The 20343-nt window shown below is 71.6% G+C and carries 22 protein-coding genes; 15 read left to right on the top strand and 7 right to left on the bottom strand.

Annotation, left to right across the window (positions count from 1 at the left end):
• The first annotated feature begins 3 nt into the window (after nt 1-3).
• The gene (gene resB / locus RV983_RS16250; protein ID WP_475986495.1) at nt 4-1800 is read left to right on the top strand and encodes a cytochrome c biogenesis protein ResB; all 1797 of its coding nucleotides are present in this window, start codon (nt 4-6) and stop codon (nt 1798-1800) included.
• Nucleotides 1797-2876, top strand: a complete 1080-nt coding sequence (gene ccsB / locus RV983_RS16245; RefSeq protein ID WP_475986494.1) for a c-type cytochrome biogenesis protein CcsB — start codon at nt 1797-1799, stop codon at nt 2874-2876. The genes resB and ccsB overlap by 4 nt, the downstream gene beginning before the upstream one ends.
• Nucleotides 2877-2894: 18 nt before the next feature.
• On the opposite strand, the gene RV983_RS16240 is transcribed toward ccsB, so the two are convergent.
• From RV983_RS16240 to RV983_RS16230, 3 genes are read right to left on the bottom strand one after another with little or no spacing between them, the layout of a single operon-like run.
• On the bottom strand, nt 2895-3848 hold the full coding sequence (locus RV983_RS16240; protein ID WP_475986493.1) for an isopenicillin N synthase family dioxygenase: 954 nt from the start codon (nt 3846-3848) through the stop codon (nt 2895-2897).
• Nucleotides 3845-4291, bottom strand: coding sequence for a nucleoside deaminase (locus RV983_RS16235; RefSeq protein ID WP_475986492.1), 447 nt, complete (start codon nt 4289-4291; stop codon nt 3845-3847). Before RV983_RS16235 ends, RV983_RS16240 begins: the two co-directional genes overlap by 4 nt.
• A gap of 22 nt (nt 4292-4313) precedes the next feature.
• Nucleotides 4314-4727, bottom strand: a complete 414-nt coding sequence (locus RV983_RS16230) for a PLDc N-terminal domain-containing protein (RefSeq protein ID WP_475986491.1) — start codon at nt 4725-4727, stop codon at nt 4314-4316.
• Nucleotides 4728-4815: 88 nt separating this feature from the next.
• Here RV983_RS16230 and RV983_RS16225 point away from each other — a divergent pair, with 88 nt between their 5' ends.
• Complete coding sequence (locus RV983_RS16225; RefSeq protein ID WP_475986490.1) at nt 4816-6267, top strand: menaquinone biosynthesis decarboxylase; 1452 nt, start codon at nt 4816-4818, stop codon at nt 6265-6267.
• Nucleotides 6264-7187, top strand: a complete 924-nt coding sequence (gene mqnP / locus RV983_RS16220) for a menaquinone biosynthesis prenyltransferase MqnP (RefSeq protein ID WP_475986489.1) — start codon at nt 6264-6266, stop codon at nt 7185-7187. Before RV983_RS16225 ends, mqnP begins: the two co-directional genes overlap by 4 nt.
• Nucleotides 7188-7219: 32 nt before the next feature.
• On the opposite strand, the gene RV983_RS16215 is transcribed toward mqnP, so the two are convergent.
• The 3 genes from RV983_RS16215 to RV983_RS16205 all read right to left on the bottom strand — a co-directional run bounded on the left by RV983_RS16215 (nt 7220) and on the right by RV983_RS16205 (nt 9768).
• Nucleotides 7220-7903, bottom strand: a complete 684-nt coding sequence (locus tag RV983_RS16215) for a DUF4870 domain-containing protein (protein WP_475986488.1) — start codon at nt 7901-7903, stop codon at nt 7220-7222.
• 46 nt (nt 7904-7949) lie between these two features.
• Nucleotides 7950-8486: a rhomboid family intramembrane serine protease gene (locus RV983_RS16210; RefSeq protein ID WP_475990348.1), complete on the bottom strand. Its 537-nt coding sequence runs from the start codon at nt 8484-8486 to the stop codon at nt 7950-7952.
• A gap of 211 nt (nt 8487-8697) precedes the next feature.
• On the bottom strand, nt 8698-9768 hold the full coding sequence (locus tag RV983_RS16205) for a hypothetical protein (RefSeq protein WP_475986487.1): 1071 nt from the start codon (nt 9766-9768) through the stop codon (nt 8698-8700).
• Between the two features lie 103 nt (nt 9769-9871).
• Here RV983_RS16205 and RV983_RS16200 point away from each other — a divergent pair, with 103 nt between their 5' ends.
• From RV983_RS16200 to RV983_RS16180, 5 genes are all read left to right on the top strand, one after another.
• Complete coding sequence (locus tag RV983_RS16200; RefSeq protein WP_475986486.1) at nt 9872-10579, top strand: UbiX family flavin prenyltransferase; 708 nt, start codon at nt 9872-9874, stop codon at nt 10577-10579.
• A gap of 97 nt (nt 10580-10676) precedes the next feature.
• Nucleotides 10677-11132, top strand: a complete 456-nt coding sequence (locus RV983_RS16195) for an Lrp/AsnC family transcriptional regulator (protein ID WP_475990347.1) — start codon at nt 10677-10679, stop codon at nt 11130-11132.
• A gap of 63 nt (nt 11133-11195) precedes the next feature.
• Entirely contained in the window at nt 11196-12359 is a 1164-nt protein-coding gene (gene mqnE, locus RV983_RS16190) for an aminofutalosine synthase MqnE (protein WP_475986485.1), read from the top strand.
• A gap of 125 nt (nt 12360-12484) precedes the next feature.
• Nucleotides 12485-13003 carry a GNAT family N-acetyltransferase gene (locus RV983_RS16185; RefSeq protein ID WP_475986484.1) on the top strand — a complete coding sequence of 173 codons (519 nt, stop codon included), beginning with the start codon at nt 12485-12487 and terminating at the stop codon, nt 13001-13003.
• A 113-nt stretch (nt 13004-13116) separates the two neighbouring features.
• Nucleotides 13117-13413, top strand: a complete 297-nt coding sequence (locus RV983_RS16180; RefSeq protein WP_475990346.1) for a DUF4229 domain-containing protein — start codon at nt 13117-13119, stop codon at nt 13411-13413.
• Nucleotides 13414-13687: 274 nt separating this feature from the next.
• On the opposite strand, the gene RV983_RS16175 is transcribed toward RV983_RS16180, so the two are convergent.
• Nucleotides 13688-13891 carry a cold-shock protein gene (locus RV983_RS16175; protein WP_018558781.1) on the bottom strand — a complete coding sequence of 68 codons (204 nt, stop codon included), beginning with the start codon at nt 13889-13891 and terminating at the stop codon, nt 13688-13690.
• A gap of 307 nt (nt 13892-14198) precedes the next feature.
• On the opposite strand from RV983_RS16175, the gene RV983_RS16170 reads away from it, so the two are divergent.
• From RV983_RS16170 to RV983_RS16145, 6 genes are all read left to right on the top strand, one after another.
• Nucleotides 14199-15059 carry a menaquinone biosynthetic enzyme MqnA/MqnD family protein gene (locus RV983_RS16170; RefSeq protein WP_475986483.1) on the top strand — a complete coding sequence of 287 codons (861 nt, stop codon included), beginning with the start codon at nt 14199-14201 and terminating at the stop codon, nt 15057-15059.
• An 84-nt stretch (nt 15060-15143) separates the two neighbouring features.
• Nucleotides 15144-16802 carry a serine/threonine-protein kinase gene (locus tag RV983_RS16165; RefSeq protein WP_475986482.1) on the top strand — a complete coding sequence of 553 codons (1659 nt, stop codon included), beginning with the start codon at nt 15144-15146 and terminating at the stop codon, nt 16800-16802.
• A 53-nt stretch (nt 16803-16855) separates the two neighbouring features.
• A complete protein-coding gene (gene mqnC, locus RV983_RS16160; protein WP_475986481.1) occupies nt 16856-18055 on the top strand; it encodes a cyclic dehypoxanthinyl futalosine synthase in 1200 nt (399 codons plus the stop codon).
• 19 nt (nt 18056-18074) lie between these two features.
• Entirely contained in the window at nt 18075-18479 is a 405-nt protein-coding gene (locus RV983_RS16155; protein WP_475986480.1) for an imidazolonepropionase-like domain-containing protein, read from the top strand.
• 62 nt (nt 18480-18541) lie between these two features.
• Nucleotides 18542-19597 carry a calcium-binding protein gene (locus RV983_RS16150; RefSeq protein ID WP_475986479.1) on the top strand — a complete coding sequence of 352 codons (1056 nt, stop codon included), beginning with the start codon at nt 18542-18544 and terminating at the stop codon, nt 19595-19597.
• A 55-nt stretch (nt 19598-19652) separates the two neighbouring features.
• The gene (locus tag RV983_RS16145; RefSeq protein ID WP_475986478.1) at nt 19653-20342 is read left to right on the top strand and encodes a demethylmenaquinone methyltransferase; all 690 of its coding nucleotides are present in this window, start codon (nt 19653-19655) and stop codon (nt 20340-20342) included.
• Nucleotide 20343 lies beyond the last annotated feature (1 nt).

The following is a 20343-nucleotide window of genomic DNA, read 5'->3' as shown; positions in this document are numbered from 1 at the left end:
TCCATGAGTTCCAAAGACAGCGAGACGGCGGCCGCGGGCCGCCCCGCGGAAGCCGAAGCGGGCACGGACACCGAAACGGGCACGGACCTGGGGGCCGCCGGCGCCCAGCTGTCCACCGCGCCGGTGGAGGAACTGGGCGAGATCGTGCCCGGCTCCTTCGGCGGCGTGCGCGGGCCCGGCGTCGCCGGCGGGCTCGGCTGGACCCTTCGCGAGACGTGGGGCTGGCTGCGCTGGACGTGGCGGCAGCTGACCTCGATGCGGGTCGCGCTGGTGCTGCTCTTCCTGCTCTCGCTGGCCGCGATCCCCGGCTCCCTGGTCCCGCAGACCAGCGTCGACGCGGTCAAGGCACAGGACTTCAAGGACGTGCACACCGCGGTCACGCCCCTGTACGAGAAGCTCGGCCTGTTCCACGTCTACAGCTCGGTGTGGTTCTCGGCCATCTACATCCTGCTCTTCGTCTCGCTCGCCGGCTGCATCGTGCCGCGCAGCTGGCAGTTCGTCGGCCAGCTGCGCGCCAAGCCCCCGCTCCCGCCGCGCAACCTCACCCGGCTCCCGGCGTACGCGACCTGGCGCACCGCGGCCGAGCCCGACGAGGTGCTCGAGTCGGCGCGGCGGGTGCTGCGCGGCCGGCGCTTCCGGACCCGGGCGGCGGACTCCGCGGTCGCCTCCGAGAAGGGCTATCTGCGCGAGGCGGGCAACCTGCTCTTCCACGTCGCCCTGTTCGGGCTGCTGATCTCCTTCGCGGTGGGCGGGCTGTTCAAGGCCGAGGGCGGCAAGCTCATCGTCGAGGGCGACGGCTTCAACAACACCCTCACGCAGTACGACGACTTCAAGCCCGGCACCTTCTACAACGCCGACGACCTGGCGACCTTCGGCTTCAGCCTGGACGGCTTCGACGCCTCGTACGCCCGCTCGGGCCCCGAGAAGGGCACCCCGCGCACCTTCCGCGCCAACATCCACTACTGGACGAGCGTGGACGGCAAGCGGACCCCGTCGGCCATCGAGGTCAACAAGCCGCTGGAGATCGGCGGTTCGAAGGTCTACCTGATCGGCCACGGCTACGCGCCCTCGGTCACCGTCAAGGACGGCAAGGGCAATGTGGTCTTCGAGGGCCCGGTGCCCTTCCTGCCGCAGGACGGCAACCTCACCTCGTCCGGCGTGATCAAGGTGATGGACGCCCGCAACCACGCGGACAAGCGGATCCAGTACGGCTTCAGCGGCCTGTTCACCCCGACCTTCGGGCTGAACGCCACTCAGGGCCCGCACTCCACGTTCCCCGCCCTGGACTACCCGGCGCTCGTCCTCACCGCCTACTACGGAGACCTGGGCGTGGACGCGGGACTGCCGCAGAACGTGTACCAGCTCGACACGACCAACATGAAGCAGTTCAAGGACGGCGACGGCGGGATCGTCCGCAAGGCCATGAAGGCGGGCGACACGCTGACCCTGCCGAACGGCGACGGCACCCTCACCTTCAACGGCGTCAAGACCTGGGCCAGCTTCCAGGTCTCCCATCAGGTAGGCAACGGCTGGGCGCTGGTGAGCGCCGTCTCCGCCATCCTCGGCCTGGCCGGATCGCTGTTCATCCAGCGCCGCCGCGTCTGGGTGCGGGCGGTGCGCGGCGCGGACGGTGTCACCGTCGTCGAGCTCGCCGGCCTCGGCCGCAGCGAGTCGGTGCGGATCGCCGACGAACTCGGCGACCTCGCCGCCGACCTCACGTCCACGGCACCGCTGCTGCCCGCGGCGGCCCCGGAATCCTCGCAAGAACCCCTGCCCGATGACGAAGGAGCGCGCGCGTGACCAGTGCTGCCGCGGTCAACGAGAACGTCGCCCATATCAGCAACTACCTGATCTACTCGGCGATGGCGGTCTACACGCTGGCCTTCCTCGCCTACATCGCGGAGTGGGTCTTCGGCAGCCGCAGCAAGGTCGCCAGGACCTCCGCCGCGCTCGCCGCAGAACCCGCCGCGGACCGGCCCGCGGTGACCGTCACCGTCAAGGGGGGCGGCACCGCCACCCTGCAGCGGCCCGCGGTCGTCACCCGCGCCTCCAGCAGTGACCGGGGCTTCGCGGACGGACCCGGCGCCGCCGGCGGCGACCGGCAGGGGGACACCTACGGCCGGATGGCGATCTCGCTGACCGTGCTGGCCTGGGCGATGCACGTGGGCAGTGTCGTCGCCCGCGCGGTCTCGGTGCAGCGCGCGCCGTGGGGCAACATGTACGAGTTCTCGACGACCTTCGGCGCTGTCGCGGTCACCGCGTACCTCGTGCTGCTGGCGCTGGGCAAGAAGGTCCGCTGGATCGGGCTCATCCTGACCACCACGGTCCTGCTCGACCTGGGCCTGGCCGTCTCCGTCCTCTACACCGACAGCGACCAGCTGGTTCCCGCCCTGCACTCCTACTGGCTGTGGATCCACGTCTCCTGCGCGATCATCTCCGGCGCGGTGTTCTACCTGGGCGCGGTCGCGACGCTGCTCTACCTCCTCCGGGACGGGTACGAGACCGCTCTCGCGGCTTCCGGCAAGGCCGAGGGCACCTGGGCGGGCATCATGTACCGGCTGCCGGCCGCCGCGAGCCTGGACAAGTTCGCGTACCGGGTCAACGCCATGGTCTTCCCGCTGTGGACCTTCACGATCATCGCGGGCGCGATCTGGGCCGAGGCCGCCTGGGGCCGCTACTGGGGCTGGGACCCCAAGGAGACCTGGTCCTTCATCACCTGGGTCGTCTACGCGTGCTACCTGCACGCCCGCGCCACCGCCGGCTGGAAGGGCCGCAAGGCCGCCTACCTGGCGCTGCTCGCCTTCGCGTGCTTCCTGTTCAACTACTACGGGGTGAACATCTTCATCACCGGCAAGCACTCCTACGCGGGGGTCTGAGCCCCCGCCGGGACGCACTCAGTCCAGGCCGATCGCGTCGAGCTTTGCCCTCAGGTACGCGTGCGAGTCCACGGGCTCGTACGCGACCCGGCCGACGGGAGCGGGCAGCGACGCGACCCGGGTGCCCGGGTCACACTCGTAGAACAAGACCAGCGACATCAGCTCCTCCGCCGGCGCGTCGGCCGGCGGAGGGAGCACACGGTGCCTCCCGGAGCGCCAGCGGTCGCCGGTCCAGCGGGCCATCAGATCGCCGATGTTGACGGTGAACGCGTCGGGATGCCAGGGGGCGTCCTCCCAGCCGCCGGTGTCGGTGTGGACCTGGAGACCGCCCTTGCCCCGCTGGCGGTCGAGCACGGTGACGGTGCCGAAGTCGGTGTGCGGGCCGATACGGAACTGGCCGGGCGCGGGTTCCCCGACGACGTCCGTGCCGGGGTACCAGTTGAGGTTCAGGCCCCAGGTGGGATGTCCGGTGTGCCGGGTGAAGAAGTCCGGCGACACCTCCAGCGCGGCCGCCAGCAGTTCCAGCAGCCGCTCCGACAGTTCGCGCATCCGCGCCGTGTACTCCGTCACCAGCGGCCGCAGCCCCGGGACCTGGGACGGCCAGACGTTGGGCAGGAACCACTCGGCGTCCACGGCCGGGTCGCCGGTGGGCTCCTCGGCCGCGAAGGACCAGGACTCCTTCAGGTCGGGCGGGGTCGCGGTGCCCTCCGCGTAGCCGTTGGCCTCCGCGCCCGGCCCCAGCCAGCCGCGGCCGCCGACCTTCACCGCGTACGCCTGCTTGGCGGCGGCGGGCAGCAGGAAGAAGCCGCGGGCCTGCTCCCGGACGGCGGCGCGCAGCGCCGGGTCCACGCCGTGCCCGGTCACCAGCAGGAAGCCTGCGGTGCACAGGGCCTCGTCGACGGTCGCGGCGACGCGGGCGCGGGCGGCGGGGCCGCCGGTGAGCCAGGGGCCGAGGTCGATGGTGGGGATCATGCGCCGATGTCCTCGTTCCACAGCTCGGGGCGGTCCCTGATGAAGTCCGTCATCAGGGCGACGCACTCCGGGTCGTCCAGCAGGACGATCTCCACACCGTGCTCTGCCAGCCAGTCGTGGCCGCCATGGAAGGTGCGGGCCTCGCCGATGACCACCCGGGAGATCCCGAACTGCCGCACCAGGCCGCTGCAGTACCAGCACGGCGACAGCGTGGTCACCATGGTCGTGCCGCGGTAGGTGGGCTGCCGGCCGGCCGCGCGGAAGGCGGCCGTCTCGCCGTGCATCGACGGGTCGCCGTCCTGCACGCGGCGGTTGTGGCCGCGGCCCAGGACCGTGCGGCCGTCGGCGGCGTACAGCGCGGCGCCGATGGGGATGCCGCCCTCCGCGAGACCCGCGCGGGCCTCGGCGACGGCCGTCGTGAGCATCGCCTGTGCGGTGTCCATGGCGGCCAGTGTCCCGCAGGGATCAGCCGCGGGGCGGGGTTTCGTCCCGCGTGCCGCCGGGGCCGTTCTCACGGCGCCGCAGTTCCTCCTCGCGGCGGCGCAGGTCGGCCTCCCAGCTCTTCAGCAACTCCTCGTCCCGCTTGTTCTCCTCGCGGAGCGAGTGGAGGAACTCGGGGTTGTCGTCGGGGGCGACCCACTGCGACCGGTGGTTGCGGTGCCACTCCGCGGGCGTGCTGCCGCCCGCCGGCGAGGTCCGGTGCTTGCCGGCGACCAGCCAGACGACGGGGCCGACCAGGATCTCGCCGAAGAGCAGGATGATGATGATCCACACGACCTTGGGGAGGCCGCGGACCTGCTCCTCGGGAGTGTTGAGGCAGTCGATGAAGGCGTAGATCATCAACGCCAGCACCAGCAGGAACGGGAGAAGCCGGATCATCGCGGGAATGCCCCCCAGGCAGCGACGGCGGGGCATGACAGGGCCCCGGTGACGGGCCAAGACTAGTGCGTGCCGGATACTGGACCGCATGGCTTACGACGATCTTCGCTCGCTGCTGAGGGCCCTGGAGAAGGACGGCGACCTCAGACGCGTCACCGCCGAGGTCGACCCGTACCTGGAGGTCGGGGAGATCGTCGACCGGGTGAACAAGGCGGGCGGCCCCGCGCTGTTGTTCGAGAACGTCAAGGGCTCCTCGATGCCCCTGGCGATGAACGTGTACGGCACCGACCGGCGGCTGCTGAAGTCGCTCGGCCTGACGTCCTACGCCGACATCAGCGACCGCATCGGCGGCCTGCTCAAGCCGGAGCTGCCGCACGGCTTCGTCGGGGTGCGCGAGGCGTTCGGCAAGCTCGCCGGGATGACGCACGTCCCACCGAAGAAGGTGAAGGACGCGCCCGTCCAGGAGGTCGTCCTCACCGGCGACGACGTGGACCTCGACGCGCTGCCCGCGCTGTTCACCTGGCCCGAGGACGGCGGCTCCTTCTTCAACCTGGGTCTGACGCACACCAAGGACCCCGAGACCGGCGTCCGCAACCTGGGCCTCTACCGGCTCCAGCGGCACGACCGCCGCACCATCGGCATGCACTGGCAGATCCACAAGGACAGCCGCAACCACTACCAGGCGGCCCAGCGGCGCGGCGAGCGGCTGCCGGTCGCCATCGCCTTCGGCTGCCCGCCGGCCGTGACGTACGCCTCGACCGCCCCGCTGCCCGGTGACATCGACGAGTACCTTTTCGCGGGCTTCGTCGGGGGTAAGCGTGTCGAGATGGTCGACTGCAAGACGGTCCCGCTCCAGGTGCCCGCCCACGCCGAGGTGGTGCTGGAGGGCTGGCTGGAGCCCGGGAAGACGCTGCCCGAGGGGCCGTTCGGCGACCACACCGGTTTCTACACCCCGCAGGAGCCGTTCCCGGCGCTGACCATCGACTGCGTCACGATGCGGAAGCGGCCGCTGCTGCAGTCCATCGTGGTGGGCCGGCCGCCGACCGAGGACGGCCCGCTGGGCCGGGCCACCGAGCGGTTCTTCCTGCCGCTGCTGAAGATCATCGTGCCGGACATCGTGGACTACCACCTGCCCGAGGCGGGCGGCTTCCACAACTGCGCGATCGTCTCCATCGACAAGAAGTACCCCAAGCACGCCCAGAAGGTGATGCACGCCGTCTGGGGCGCGCACATGATGTCGCTGACCAAGCTGATCGTCGTGGTCGACGCCGACTGCGATGTGCACGACCTGCACGAGGTCGCCTGGCGGGCGCTGGGCAACACCGACTACGCCCGCGACCTGTCGGTCGTCGAAGGACCCGTGGACCATCTCGACCACGCCTCCTACCAGCAGTTCTGGGGCGGCAAGGCGGGTATCGACGCGACACGGAAGCTGCCCGAGGAGGGCTACACCCGCGACGGCGGCTGGCCCGAGATGGTGGTCTCCGACCCGGAGACCGCCGCGAAGGTCGACCGCCGGTGGAAGGAGTACGGCCTGTGAGCGCGGAATCCGCGACCCCGGACCTTTTCGGCCCCTCGCCCCGGCCCGACGGCAAAGTCCGCGCGTTCCTGCGGCTGGTGATGATCGAGCACTCGGTCTTCGCGCTGCCCTTCGCCTACATCGCCGCGCTCAGCGCGATGTTCGCGAAGGACCGGAGCGTGCACTGGTGGCAGCTCTTCCTGATCACGGTCGCCATGGTGGGCCTGCGCACCTTCGCCATGGCCTGCAACCGGATCATCGACCGCGAGATCGACGCCCGCAATCCGCGCACCGCGAGGCGTGAACTGGTCACCGGCGCCGTCTCCGTGCGCTCGGCGTGGACCGGCGCGCTGGTCGCGGTGGTGTTCTTCCTCGGCGCGGCCGCGCTGCTCAACCCGCTCTGTCTGGCGCTCGCGCCGATCGCGGTGATCCCGATGGTGGTCTACCCGTACGGCAAGCGGTTCACCGACTACCCGCACGCCATCCTCGGCCTCGCCCAGGCCATGGGCCCGATCGGCGCCTGGCTCGCGGTCAGCGGGACCTGGTCGTGGGACGCCGTCATCCTCGGCCTCGCGGTCGGCGTGTGGATCGGCGGCTTCGACCTGATCTTCGCCTGCCAGGACGTCGCCGCCGACCGCGCCCACGGCGTGCGCTCCGTGCCGGCCCGCTTCGGCGTCGACGGCGCGCTGTACGGCGCGCGCGCCAGCCATGTGGTGACGACCGTTCTGCTGGTCTGGTACGGACTGGCCGTCGGCGCCGGCGCCTTCTGGTGGGCCGGGATGCTGATCGTCGGCGGCGCCTTCGTCTACGAGCACAGCATCGTCAAGCCCGGCGACCTCAGCCGGCTCAACCGCGCCTTCTTCACGGTCAACGGCTTCATCGGCATGGCGCTGTTCGTGTGCGCGCTGCTGGACCTGATGGTCCGGGGGCTCGGCGTCTGAGCGCCGCGGGACCCCGGACCCGGCCCCCGGGCTCAGCCCTGCTCGGACTTGAGGAAGGGCAGCGCGACGAACCGCGGATAGCGCCACCACTGGCCGCTGTTGGCCTTGGTGGAGGCGATGGCGCAGAAGATGATCCCGAGCAGCATGTGGAGCACGCAGAGCGCGAGGAGGCCGAAGCCGGCGACGGCCAGGGCGATCGGGCCGTTGTCCTCGCTGTGCCAGATCGCGCCTCCGATGCCGGCGCCGTAGCCCACGCCGCCCAGCAGGACGGTCACGGCGGCGGTGATGCCGTAGTTCATCGCCTGTGCGGCGTGGTGGCGGATGAACGGGTCGTACTTGTTCTGCTCGTTGCCGCGGATGATCAGCGGCGGGACCCAGCCCAGCGCCCAGCCGAGGCAGCAGATGCTGGAGCCCACGAGGACCGTGATCAGGGCGCTCAGGTGCGCCCACATCGCCGGCCCGGTCGGCGGCCGCATGGGCGGCGGCGGGAACGGCGGCGGATAACCCGGGGCGCCCGCCCAGCCGGGGCCCGGGCCGGGGTGGCCGTACGGCGGGGGCGGCGGGGGGAAGGGGCCCGAGCCGGCCCCGGGAGCGGTGTACGGGCCGGGTCCGGGCGGCGGCGGGCCCTGCGGCGGTTCCTGCGGCGGCCCTTGCGGCGGACCCTGCGGAGCCGCGTCCTGCGGCGGTATGCCTTCGTGCTTGCTGAAATCGGTCATGTGCGACCGGCCCCCCCGTGATCGTGGTTTCCGGGATCCTACGGCCTCAGCGGATCAGGCCGTCGGCAGGCCGGTCCCGGAACAGGAACGCCGCGGCCACGCCGCCCGCCAGGCCGAAGAGATGGCCCTGCCAGGACACGCCCTGCGCGGTGGGCAGCACACCCCACAGGATGGAGCCGTACAGCACCGCGACGACCAGGCCGACCGCGATGTCGAGCAGCCGCCTGTCCACGAAACCGCGCACCAGCAGGTAGCCGAAGAGGCCGAAGACCAGTCCGGACGCGCCCGCGGTGTTGGTGTGCGGCGGCGCGACCAGCCAGACGCCCAGGCCGCTGCTCAGGATGATCACGAAGGCCACGCTCAGGAAACGGCGGGTGCCGCGCAGCGCCGCCAGGAACCCCAGCACCAGCAGGGGAAGGCTGTTGGCGGCGACGTGGTCGAAGCCGAAGTGGATGAAGGCCGCCGGGACGATGTCCCGCAACTCCCCGGCCTCGCGCGGCACGATGCCGAAGGTGTCGAGGGCGTGGCCGGTCATCACGTCGACCGACTCGATCAGCCAGAGCAGCCCCACCCAGGTGAGCATGAGCGCCCCGGCCGTACGGGCCCGGACGCCGGCGCCCGGCACGGCGCCGCTGCGGGCGCCGTGCCGGGCGTCACCGGCGTCATGGCCGGCGATGGGTTCGTACGCCACAGGATCCCCCCTCGTGGTGGTCCACCGTCCGTCCGTCCGGCCTGACTTGGCCCGGACTTCCCACGGTAGACAACGAGTTCGGCGTCCGTGGCGGTTCCGCGCCTTACGCGCTCATTCCGCCCGCCATGAGCTGCATCACGGCGCCCATGATGTCCTGGGGGTTGAGCGGGGTGGCGCCGGCCGGGGCGGCGACGGGCTGGGCGTCGGCGGCGAAGCCGACGGTCAGCGGCAGGGCGCCGTGGATCTCGTCGCCGGTGTCGAACTGGTCGAGGTCCAGGCTGATCCCCGACAGCGCGCCGTCCTTGAGGGCCACGTCCAGGGTGACGTCCTTGTCCGGCACCGACGTCAGGTCGGAGGGCGAGAACCCGTCCGGCAGCTGGTCCGCCACCGGCTTCAGCCCCTTGGCGAACGCGTCGGCCGTCTTCCCGGCCGGCAGCGTCACCTTGACGTGGTCGGCGCCGTCCTTGCTGCCGGCGTCGGTGAACTTCGCGTTGTCCTGCACGGCCTTGCGCAGCGCCTCGGTGATCTGCTCCGCCGTCTTGGTGTTCAGCGCCGAGGTGTCCGGCAGCGGCGAGCCGGCCGGGCTGGCCTTGGCCATGCTCTTGGCGAACTCCTCGAAGGACTTCAGGTCGATGGAGATCCACTTGCCGCCGAGCGCGTCCTTCACGGACTTGAGCGAGGAGGGCAGCTTGTCGGCCGCGTCGAGCATCTGCTCGAACTGCTGAAGATCGGCCTTGTCCTTCTTGTCGCCGAGATCGCCGGCGAGCGTGAGGAACTGGCGCACGTCCGCGCGGAGATACGTCTGCTTCCCCGCCAGGCTGCGGAGCTCCAGAAGGTCCTTGCCCTGGCCGAGCGAGACCCGCAGCGCGACCGAGGCCGGGTCGCCCTTGACGTCCTTCAGGGGCTTGTCCGCGCTCATGGACATCGAGACGTCGAGACCGGCGAGCAGTTTCGCGTTGTCCTGGGTGAAGCCGTCCGAGCCCTTCAGCGCGGACCAGATCTGCTGCTCGCTCCCGTCGAAGCCCACCGACAAGGTGACGGCCTTCTGCTGGCCGAACCGGTCCAGGGCCCCCTGGACCTTGGCTCCGGCGCTCAGGCTCTGGGTGGTGCCGCACGCGGCGGCGGTGGTGGCTATGAAGGCGGCGCAGCCGGCGGCGGCGATGCCCTTCCGCATGGCGTTGATGGTTCTCTCCCCAACCCCTTGGTTGTTACATGGACACCTCATTGACTCATGAGCTGCGCGGAAGGTTGTACGAGGGGGCGGATAGGCTCGCCACATGGACGACAGCGAGCGCGGGACGCCCTGGGTGGTGGGGGTCTCCGGGGCCTCCGGGACGCCGTACGCGGCCGCCGTGATCCGGGCGCTGCTGCACGCGGGCGAGGCCGTCGACCTGGTGGTCAGCCGGGCCGCCCGGCTCACGGTGCTGGACGAGACCGGGGCGCCCTTCCGCGACGGCCACTGGCGGGAGGACCTGTCCCGCTGGCTGGCCCGCGGCGCCGACGGCACCCCGGACCGCTTCGGGACCGATGTCACCCGGGTGCGCCACTGGGCCGCCGGGGATCTCGCGGCCGGGCCGAGCTCGGGCTCGTACCCCGTCAGGGGCATGCTGATCGTCCCGGCGAGCACCGCCTGCGTGGCCGGGGTCGCGCTGGGGCTCTCCAAGGACCTGCTGCAGCGCGCCGCGAGTGTCACCCTGAAGGAGCGGCGGCCGCTGGTCGTGGCCGTACGGGAGACGCCGCTCGGCGGGCAGACCCTCCGGCACCTGGTCGCCCTCGACGAGGCGGGCGCCGTGGTGCTGCCCGCGTCCCCGGCTTTCTACGCGGGCGCCCGGCACATCCAGGACCTGGTCGACTTCGTGGCCGGGCGGGTGCTGGACGCCGCCGGGGTGCCGCACAAGCTCTACCACCGCTGGGAGGGCGAACTGGGGGCCGCGCGGGCGGCTGCCGTGACTGCTGTGACTGCGGAGGCGGATGACAGCGGATGAGGCTGCGGCCGCTCGATGCGCAAGGCACATGCCCGCCGATGCCTTAGATTCTTGTCCCGACAGCGCAGTCATGGCACGAATGAAGGGGTCCAGTCTGATGGACGCGGTGGACAGGCAGCTCATCCAGGCCCTCCGTGAGAACGGCCGGGCCTCTTATGCCGAGCTTGGCCGGCTGGTGGGCCTGTCCGGCCCCAGCGTCACCGACCGGATCAACCGCCTGGAGCAGGCCGGCGTGATCACCGGCTACCGGGCCACCATTCATCCCGCCGCTCTCGGCCTCGGGGTCACCGCCCTGGTCGGCCTGCAACTGAGCGACGCCGCCGACCACGAGGACGTGGCCATACGGCTGCGCGATCTCGACGAGATCGAGGACTGCTGGTTCATCGCCGGTGACGACTCCTACATGCTCAAGGTCCGCGTTCCCGACGTGGACGGTCTGGAGCACACCATCCGCCGTCTGTCCGGCACCAAGGGCGTCGCGCGCACCCGCACCACCATCGTGCTGTCCACGAAGTGGGAGAACCGGGTCGGGGAGCTGCCCGAGACCATGTAGGCGTATGGTCGAGCGGGTTGTCTGCCGGTCGAGGGCCGGTCGAGGGATGTGTGGAGGCGAGGCATGGACGCTGGGCTCAAGCGGGAGCTGGAGGAGAAGGTCTACGCGGGTGAGCGGCTGACCCGGGAGGACGGGATCGCCCTCTACGAGTCCGACGACCTGGCCTGGCTGGGCGGCCTCGCCCACCACGTGCGGACCCGGAAGAACGGCGACGTCGTCCACTTCAACGTCAACCGCCACCTCAACATGACCAACGTGTGCACGGCCTCGTGCGCCTACTGCTCCTTCCAGCGCAAGCCGGGTGAGAAGGACGCGTACACGATGCGCATCGAGGAGGCCGTGCGGCTCGCGAAGGAGATGGAGGGGGACAACCTCACCGAGCTCCACATCGTGAACGGCCTGCACCCCACGCTCCCGTGGCGCTACTACCCGCGCTCGCTCAAGGCGCTCAAGGAGGCGCTGCCGAACGTCTCCCTCAAGGCGTTCACCGCCACCGAGATCCACCACTTCGAGACGATCTCCGGGCTGAGCGCGAGCGAGATCCTGGACGAGCTGATCGAGGCCGGCCTGGAGTCGCTGACCGGCGGCGGCGCCGAGATCTTCGACTGGGAGGTGCGGCAGCACATCGTCGACCACCGCACCCACTGGGAGGACTGGTCGCGCATCCACCGCCTGGCGCACGAGAAGGGCCTGAAGACCCCGTGCACCATGCTGTACGGGCACGTCGAGGAGCCCCGGCACCGGGTGGACCACGTGCTGCGCCTGCGTGAGCTCCAGGACGAGACCGGCGGTTTCCAGGTCTTCATCCCGCTGCGCTACCAGCACGACTTCGTCGACCTGAAGGACGGCAAGGTCCGCAACACCCTCCAGGCGCGCACCACCATGGCCTCCGGTGCCGACGCGCTGAAGACCTTCGCCGTCTCCCGGCTGCTCTTCGACAACGTCCCGCACGTGAAGGTCTTCTGGGTCATGCACGGTGTGCAGACCGCGCAGCTGGCGCTCCAGCACGGCGCGGACGACATGGACGGCTCGGTCGTCGAGTACAAGATCACTCACGACGCCGACAACTACGGCACGCCCAACAAGCTCACCCGTGACGACCTGCTGGAGCTCATCACGGACGCGGGCTTCCGCCCGGTCGAGCGCAACACCCGCTACGAGATCATCCGCGAGTACCCGGGCCCCGACGCCGCGCGCCGCGAGTCGCCGCAGGCGATGCGTTTCTGACCCGTACCGCGCACCGCGTGGAAGGCCGCGGGCCCCGGTGATCCGGGGCCCGCGCTTCATATGGATGTCGCCCGGAGTCAGGACCGGCTTCAGAAGCCGTCAGTGCGCGTCCCTACAGTTTGGCCATGGCACTGCGCTTCACCCTCGACCCCGAGCTCACCGCCGACCTGCGGAACCAGCTCGTGACCCTCTGGACGGACGTCACCAACGCCGGTGGCGCCGTCGGTTTCGTGGCCCCCGTCGCCGCGGCCGACGTGGCCCCGCAGGCGGAGGGCCGCTGCGAGGCGATATCGGAGGGCCGGGCGCATCTGCTCGCCGGATTCGAGGACGGGCGCCTGGCCGCGACGGCCTTCCTGGCCCTCAACACCCACCGGTTGATGCGCCATTGGGCCTGGCTCTACACCGTCATGGTCGACCCGGCCCTCCAGGGGCGGGGTTATGGCGCGGACTTGCTGCGCGAGGCCGAGCGCGCGGCGCGGGAACTGGGCCTGGAGGGACTGCGGCTCACCTGCCGCAGCGGCATGGGCCTCGACCGCTTCTACGCCTCCGCCGGCTACAAGGAGGTCGGCCGGACGCCCGGCGCGATCCGCGTCGCCGCAGGTGACGACAGGGACGAGCTGACGATGTGGCTCCCGCTGCTCTGAGCGCGAAGGCCGCGTGCTTCACTGGTGGGGCAGTACGTCCGGTACGTCCCGCGGACCGGACCGCCGAACACACCGAAGGAAGTGCCATCGCCGTGAGCTGGAAGCCGAGTCCCATGCTGCGCTACTCCCTGATGCGCCTTGGCCTCTTCGCGGCCTGCTTCCTCGCCATCTGGGGTCTGGTCTACGTCCACGTCCTGCCGGCGGGTCTCGGCGACTCCAACCTGCTGTGGGTCATGCTGCTGGCGCTGGTGATCAGTGCGCCGCTCAGCTTCGTCGTGCTGCGCGGCCTGCGCGAGCAGGCCTCCGTGCAGGTCTCGACCCGTGTGGAGCGTACGAGGGCCAATCTGGCCGCCAGCGCCGCCCAGGAGGACGAGGCGGACGACGCCTCGCGCGCGGCGACCCGCGGCTGACACCGGGGCCGGTGACCGGGTGGGCCCGGTCGGCCGCCGAGGGCGATCCATCCGCTCGTGCCGGGCCGCAGGTCGTGCGGAGCGTGGCCGCCGGCGGGCATGTTGCCCCCCGGCCGCCCTCATCCACCGTTCCGCCGTGTCCCCGGCCGAATTCACGGAGTAATCCGGCCGTCCCGCGCCGCCCGCATGCCGTCGCCGGGAAAAGGCAGGAGCCCCGCACACAGCGCGGGGCTCCTTGGGTACTGCTAATCGGGTACTACACGTCTGTCCGCAATTAGGCGGGGACGACGTTCTCCGCCTGCGGGCCCTTCGGACCCTGCGTGACGTCGAAGGTCACCGCCTGGTTCTCCTCCAGCGAGCGGAAGCCGCTGGCGTTGATCGCGGAGTAGTGGACGAAGACATCGGGGCCGCCGCCGTCCTGGGCGATGAAGCCGAAGCCCTTCTCGGCGTTGAACCACTTGACGGTTCCGGTAGCCATAAGCCCTCCTTGGGCCAAAGGGTTGCCCTGCTCCAGAACCTGCCCTGCTAGCCGCAAGAAGTCTGAAAACTACAAAAGCCCGCGGTCACATGCTCCGCAGGCTTTGTACTGCAAGGGAAACCAAACTGCAACTTGCGACGACAGTAGCACGGGGGATCCTCGGCGGGGAAGAGCGGCAAGATCCCCATTCACCCGGACCGCGTAAAGATCGAACGGGGGTGAACCCCTCGCCTCCGGGCGACGCCCGGGACGACACCCCGGAGGGCCCCGCCGAAAGATCGCGGGAGTGGGGGTCTAGCCTCCTGATGTGGACCAATCTGCGCTTCTTCCCTCCGCCGGTGGTGAGCGCCGGACCCGGCCTCGCGTCGGGCACATCCAGTTCCTGAATTGCGTACCTCTTTACTGGGGGTTGGCCCGAACGGGTGCCCTGCTGGACCTGGAGCTCACCAAGGACACCCCCGAGAAGCTGAGCGCCCAGCTCGTGTCCGGCGGCCTCGACGTGGGCCCGATCACGCTCATGGAATACCTGCGCCACTCCGACGAGCTCGTCGCCCTCCCGGACATCGCGGTCGGCTGCGACGGCCCCGTCATGTCCTGCGTCATCGTCAGCCAGGTCCCGCTGGGCAGCCTGGACGGCGCCCGGGTCGCCCTCGGCTCCACCAGTCGTACGTCCGTTCGGCTCGCGGAGCTGCTGCTCGCCGAGCAGTACAAGGTCGAGCCCGACTACTACACGTGCCCGCCGGACCTGTCGCTGATGATGCAGGAGGCGCAGGCCGCCGTCCTGATCGGCGACGCCGCGCTGCGCGCCTCGCTGTACGACGCGCCCCGCCTCGGGCTGGAGGTCCACGACCTCGGCCTGATGTGGAAGGAGTGGACCGGGCTGCCCTTCGTCTTCGCCGTCTGGGCCGCCCGCCGGGACTATCTGGCCGCGCACCCCGAGGCGGTGCGCGAGGTGCACCGGGCCTTCCTCGCCTCCCGCGACCTGAGCATGGAGGAAGTGGAGAAGGTCGCCGAACAGGCCGCCCGCTGGGAGTCCTTCGACGCCGACACGTTGCAGCGCTACTTCACCACGCTGGACTTCTCCCTCGGCCAGGACCAGTTGACCGGAATCGCCGAGTTCGCCCGCCGCGTGGGGTTCCCGCCCCGGGCGCGGGTACATCTTCTCTGATTTCACCGGCTTCCCGTAGGTTGCCCGGCGTATGCGGGGAACTCCCGTCGTTCTTCGACCTTCCGCACCGCGAGAGGCGCGCAGATGCAACCGCTACTGGCGAACGACCCCACGGTGATCGGTCCCTACCGGCTGCTCGGCCGGCTCGGGGCCGGCGGCATGGGCCGGGTCTACCTCGGGCGCAGCCCGGGCGGCCGCACGGTGGCCGTGAAGGTGGTGCGCCCGGAACTCGCGGACGACCTGGAGTTCCGCGCCCGCTTCCAGCGCGAGGTGGAGGCGGCACGCCGGGTCGGCGGGGTGTGGAGCGCCCCGGTGCTCGACGCGGACACCGACTCGCCGGTGCCCTGGGTGGCCACCCGCTATGTCGCGGGGCCCGCGCTGTCCGACGCCGTGAAGACCTTCGGGCCGCTGCCGGAGGACGGCGTACGGGCGCTGGGGGCCGGGCTCGCCGAGGCGCTGGAGGCGGTGCACGCACGGGGCCTGGTGCACCGCGACATCAAGCCGTCCAACGTGCTGCTGTCGCTGGACGGCCCGGTGCTGATCGACTTCGGCATCGCCCGTGCCATGGACGCCACCGCGGCGCTCACCAGCGAGGGCGTGGTCGTCGGCTCGCCGGGCTACATGGCGCCCGAGCAGGTCACCGGCCGGCCGGCCGGGCCGGCCGCCGACATCTTCGCCCTCGGCGCGGTGATCGTGTTCGCCGCGACCGGGCAGGGCCCCTTCCCCGGCGACAGCGCGGCCGTGCTGCTGTACAAGGTCGCCCACGAGGAGCCCGAGTTCGACGGCATGCCCGCCGGACTGCGCCGCGTCGCCGAGTCCTGCCTGGCCAAGGACCCCGCGGAGCGGCCCACCCCCCGTCAGCTCGCCGGCCTGCTCGCGCCGGACGGCGGGGCCGCGTCCCTGGTGCGCGGCGGCTGGCTGCCCGCGGCGCTGACGGAACGGCTCGGCCGCCAGGCGGTGGAACTGCTGGACCTGGAGCCGACGCCGCCGCCCGGCGCGCTCGGCAACGGCGGCGGTGCCGGAACCCCCGCCGGCGCGAGCGGTACGGGCGGCGCCGGCTCCTCGTACGGCTCCCACCCCTCGTACGGCACCTTCGGCCCGCCGCCGCGGCTGACCGAGCCGCACGACGCGGTGCCGTCCTCGTTCGCCGCCACGCCGCCGCCGGCCGGCCCCCCGGCCGTTCCCCGCCGCGGTGCCGGACGGGCGGCGTCGCTGGCGGGCGCCGGCATCGTGCTGGTCGCGGCGGCCGTGACGCTGGGGCTCGTACTCCACGGGGGTGGGGACGACGACCAGGGCAAGGGCGGCGGCAGTCCGACCTCCTCGCTGTCCACGGGTTCGTCGTCGCACGGCTCCGCGACCCCCTCCGCGCCGCGGCTGGCGTCGCTGCCGGCGGCCTTCGCCGGCACATGGAAGGGCGACACCGTCACCGCCCACGGTCTGCCCGGCACGTTCGAGATCACGATCACCGAGGGCAAGGTCGGCGCGGTGGTCGGTCACGACAAGAGCGTGCTGTCGCTGCTCGGGCAGACCTATGACTGCGGCGGCGAGTGGAAGCTCGCCACGGCCACGGAGCGGTGGATCGTCCTGGACACCAGCGGCGGCACCAACCCGCACCCGGGGGTGTGTTCGGACGGCTCGGCCGATGAGCGCTTCACCCTCAACGACGACGGCTCGCTGCACTACCAGTCGGGCGACTCCCTGGCCGGGAAGCCCGAAGGCGACCTCGGCAAGCAGGGCGGCTGACTGCCTGGCGTAGGGTGAGCGGGTCCGTCACAACCCCTCGGAAGGGATGCCCGGTGAGCGAGAACGCCGATCTGCAGTCCGTCCTCGACCGTGCCGCCGGCGGTGGCCGCATCACCCCCGAGGAGGCGCTCGACCTCTACCGCTCGGCACCCCTGCACGCACTGGGCGCCGCCGCGGACGCGGTGCGCCGCCGTCGCTACGCGGGCGTCGAGCACGTCGCGACGTACATCATCGAGCGCAACATCAACTACACCAACGTCTGCGTGACGGCCTGCAAGTTCTGCGCCTTCTACGCCGCGCCCAAGGACACCGCCAAGGGCTGGACCCGCGACCTGGACGACATCCTGCGCCGCTGCGCGGAGACCGTCGAACTCGGCGGCACCCAGATCATGTTCCAGGGCGGCCACCACCCGGACTACGGCGTCGAGTACTACGAGAAGCACTTCAGCGCCATCAAGCAGGCCTACCCCCAGCTGGTCATCCACTCCCTGGGGGCATCCGAGGTCGAGCACATGGCCCGTATCTCCAAGGTGCCGGTGGAGGAGGCCATCACCCGCATCCACGCGGCCGGCCTGGACTCCTTCGCGGGCGCCGGCGCCGAACTGCTGCCGGCGCGGCCGCGCAAGGTGATCGCCCCCCTCAAGGAGAGCGGCGAGCGCTGGCTGGAGATCATGGAGACCGCGCACAACCTGGGCGTGGAGTCGACCTCCACGATGCTCATGGGCACCGGCGAGACCAATGCCGAGCGCATCGAGCACCTGCGGATGATCCGCGACGTCCAGGACCGTACGGGCGGCTTCCGCGCCTTCATCCCGTACACCTACCAGCCCGAGAACAACCACTTGAAGGGCCGCACGCAGGCCACGCTCTTCGAGTACCTGCGGATCATCGCTGTCGCGCGGCTCTTCCTGGACAACGTCGCCCACATCCAGGGCTCCTGGCTCACCACCGGCAAGGAGGTCGGCCAGCTGTCGCTGCACTACGGCGCCGACGACCTCGGCTCGGTGATGCTGGAGGAGAACGTCGTCTCCTCGGCCGGTGCCAAGCACCGCTCGAACCGCATGGAGCTGATCCACCTGATCCGCTCCGCCGGCCGGGTCCCGGCCCAGCGCGCCACCACGTACGAGCACCTCGTGGTCCACGAGGACCCGGCGAACGACCCGGTCGACGACCACGTGGTCTCGCACCTGTCATCGACCGCCATCGAGGGCGGCACGGCGCACCCCGAGCTCAAGCTGATCAGCACCTCCTGACCGGCGCACGCGGTCCGCGATGCTGACGATCCACGCGGGCGCGGACGGCGCGGCCCTGGTGGTCGACGGCGGCACCATCGCCGCCGTCGGCCCGCTCGCCGCGCTGCGCGCGAGCCGTCCCGGCGCCCGGGTCAGGTCCTGGCCCGGCACGCTGCGGCCCGGCCTGACCCACCAGGGCGCGCTGCCTGAGGCACCGAGCCCGCGTGAGCGGGTGCACGCCCTGCTGAGCCGCGGCGTCACGGCCGTCGCGGCGGTCCCCGACGACCCCGCACTGCGCTTCGCGCTGGACCGCAGCGGACTGCTCCCCGCACGCCGGGCACCGGAGCCGGCCCCGGGCGCCCGGGCGGACTTCGCCGTCGTCGACGGGAGCGGCGCCTGCCTGGCCACCGTCGTCGGGGGACGCCTGCTGTACCGCAGGGCGTGAGGCGGTCACCCGGCCGCCGTGCACCGGTGGCCGGCTGACAGCCCGTCGCTTAGGTTCCGGTCATGCCGGACATATCCGTACCCCGCGTCCTATCCGGTCGCCTCGCGGCCCCTGTGGTCGCCGTGCTCGCGGCGATCGCCCTCGTGGCCCTCCCCGCGGCCGCCGTCGGCGAGGCGCCCTCCGCGGGGCAGGCGCTGTGCTTCGGCCGCGTGCCGACGATCACCGGCTCCGGCGGCATCCAGGGCACACCCGGCGACGACGTCATCGTCGGCTCGCCCGGGGCCGACCGCATCGACGGCGGGGGCGGCGACGACCGCATCTGCTCCCTCGCCGGGAACGACCGGGTCAGCGGCGGCCCCGGCAACGACAGCATCGCCACCGGCGCCGGCGACGACCTGGCGGCCGGCGACCTGTTCACCGACCACGGCGACGCCGTCGGCCAGGGCGACGACCTGCTGCTCCTGGGAGAGGGCGACGACCGCGCCGCGGGCGACAACAGCGCCACCGCGGGCGACGCCTTCGGCGGCGGCGACGACCGCATGGACGGCGGTCCCGGGGACGACCTGATGACCGGCGACTCCGCCGCCGACACCGGCAACGCCTTCGGAGCGGGCGACGACGTCCTGAAGGGCGGGCCCGGCGCCGACCGCCTGGTCGGCGACAGCTTCGCCCTCCTCAACGCCGTGGGCAGCGGCGGCGACGACCTCCTCGACCTCGGCGCAGACGGCGGATTCGCGGTCGTCGGCGACAACTACTCGGTCAGCAGGGGCCGTACCGCGGCGGGTTCCGGCGACGACCGGATCATCGGCGGCGCCGGCGACGAGACGCTGATCGGGGACAACTCCGGCGACCACGTCACCTCGGCGGGCAACGACGTGATCACCGGGCACCGCGGCCGTGACACGATCTTCGGGGACAACACCGATGTCGCCCGCGACGCGAGCAACGGCACGGCCGGCGGCCGCGATCTGCTCGTGGCCGGTCCCGGTGACGACGTCGTCCGCGCCGGCCCGGGCGAGGACCGGATCGACGGCGGCGCGGACCGCGACGTCTGCGACGGCGAGGCCGGCACCCGCGACCGCGCCGACCACTGCGAGACGTCGCTCGGCATCCCGTGACCGCTCGCCCGGGCCCCTGCGCGGGACCCGGGGCCCCCGGGTGAACAATGGGGTCGTGACCCGAGCCTCCCTGGACAAGCAGCCGCACGAAGTCGCCGCGATGTTCGACGACGTCGCCGCCAACTACGACCTGACCAACGACGTGCTCTCGCTCGGGCAGGACCGGCGCTGGCGCAAGGCCGTCGCGAAGGCCCTGGACGTGCGCCCCGGTGAGCGGGTGCTGGACCTCGGCGCCGGCACGGGCACCTCCTCGCTGCCCTTCGTAGCTGCCGGGGCGAGCGTCGTGCCGTGCGACTTCTCGCTCGGCATGCTGCGCGAGGGCAAGCGCCGGAACCCGTCGCTGCCGCTCACCGCGGGCGACGCGACGCGACTGCCGTTCGCCGACGGGGTCTTCGACGCCGTCACCATCTCCTTCGCGCTGCGCAACGTCCACGACACCGACGCCGCGCTGCGCGAGATGCTGCGCGTGACCCGGCCCGGCGGGCGGGTCGTCATCTGCGAGTTCAGCCACCCCACCTGGGCGCCGCTGCGCACCGTCTACACCGAGTACCTGATGCGGGCCCTGCCGCCGGTGGCCCGCGCGGTCAGCAGCAACCCCGACGCCTACGTGTACCTCGCCGAGTCGATCCGCTCCTGGCCCGACCAGCCCGCGCTGGCCGGACGGCTCCAGAAGGCCGGCTGGTCGAAGGTCGCGTGGCGCAATCTGTCGGCCGGGATCGTGGCGCTGCACCGGGCGGTGCGCTGAC

This window comes from Streptomyces sp. RLA123, from assembly GCF_056270165.1.
This window is presented reverse-complemented; position numbering and strand designations above follow the sequence as displayed.

Coding starts and splice junctions, on each gene's coding strand:
- RV983_RS16225 (WP_475986490.1), top strand. CDS start 4,816: ATGGCTTACGACGATCTTCGCTCGCTGCTGAGGGCCCTGGAGAAGGAC.
- RV983_RS16175 (WP_018558781.1), bottom strand. CDS start 13,891: ATGGCTACCGGAACCGTCAAGTGGTTCAACGCCGAGAAGGGCTTCGGC.
- RV983_RS16180 (WP_475990346.1), top strand. CDS start 13,117: ATGCTGCGCTACTCCCTGATGCGCCTTGGCCTCTTCGCGGCCTGCTTC.
- RV983_RS16205 (WP_475986487.1), bottom strand. CDS start 9,768: ATGCGGAAGGGCATCGCCGCCGCCGGCTGCGCCGCCTTCATAGCCACC.
- RV983_RS16150 (WP_475986479.1), top strand. CDS start 18,542: ATGCCGGACATATCCGTACCCCGCGTCCTATCCGGTCGCCTCGCGGCC.
- RV983_RS16155 (WP_475986480.1), top strand. CDS start 18,075: ATGCTGACGATCCACGCGGGCGCGGACGGCGCGGCCCTGGTGGTCGAC.
- RV983_RS16235 (WP_475986492.1), bottom strand. CDS start 4,291: ATGGACACCGCACAGGCGATGCTCACGACGGCCGTCGCCGAGGCCCGC.
- RV983_RS16200 (WP_475986486.1), top strand. CDS start 9,872: ATGGACGACAGCGAGCGCGGGACGCCCTGGGTGGTGGGGGTCTCCGGG.
- RV983_RS16240 (WP_475986493.1), bottom strand. CDS start 3,848: ATGATCCCCACCATCGACCTCGGCCCCTGGCTCACCGGCGGCCCCGCC.
- mqnE (WP_475986485.1), top strand. CDS start 11,196: ATGGACGCTGGGCTCAAGCGGGAGCTGGAGGAGAAGGTCTACGCGGGT.
- RV983_RS16185 (WP_475986484.1), top strand. CDS start 12,485: ATGGCACTGCGCTTCACCCTCGACCCCGAGCTCACCGCCGACCTGCGG.
- RV983_RS16165 (WP_475986482.1), top strand. CDS start 15,144: ATGCAACCGCTACTGGCGAACGACCCCACGGTGATCGGTCCCTACCGG.
- resB (WP_475986495.1), top strand. CDS start 4: ATGAGTTCCAAAGACAGCGAGACGGCGGCCGCGGGCCGCCCCGCGGAA.
- RV983_RS16210 (WP_475990348.1), bottom strand. CDS start 8,486: ATGCTCACCTGGGTGGGGCTGCTCTGGCTGATCGAGTCGGTCGACGTG.
- RV983_RS16215 (WP_475986488.1), bottom strand. CDS start 7,903: ATGACCGATTTCAGCAAGCACGAAGGCATACCGCCGCAGGACGCGGCT.
- RV983_RS16195 (WP_475990347.1), top strand. CDS start 10,677: ATGGACGCGGTGGACAGGCAGCTCATCCAGGCCCTCCGTGAGAACGGC.
- RV983_RS16230 (WP_475986491.1), bottom strand. CDS start 4,727: ATGATCCGGCTTCTCCCGTTCCTGCTGGTGCTGGCGTTGATGATCTAC.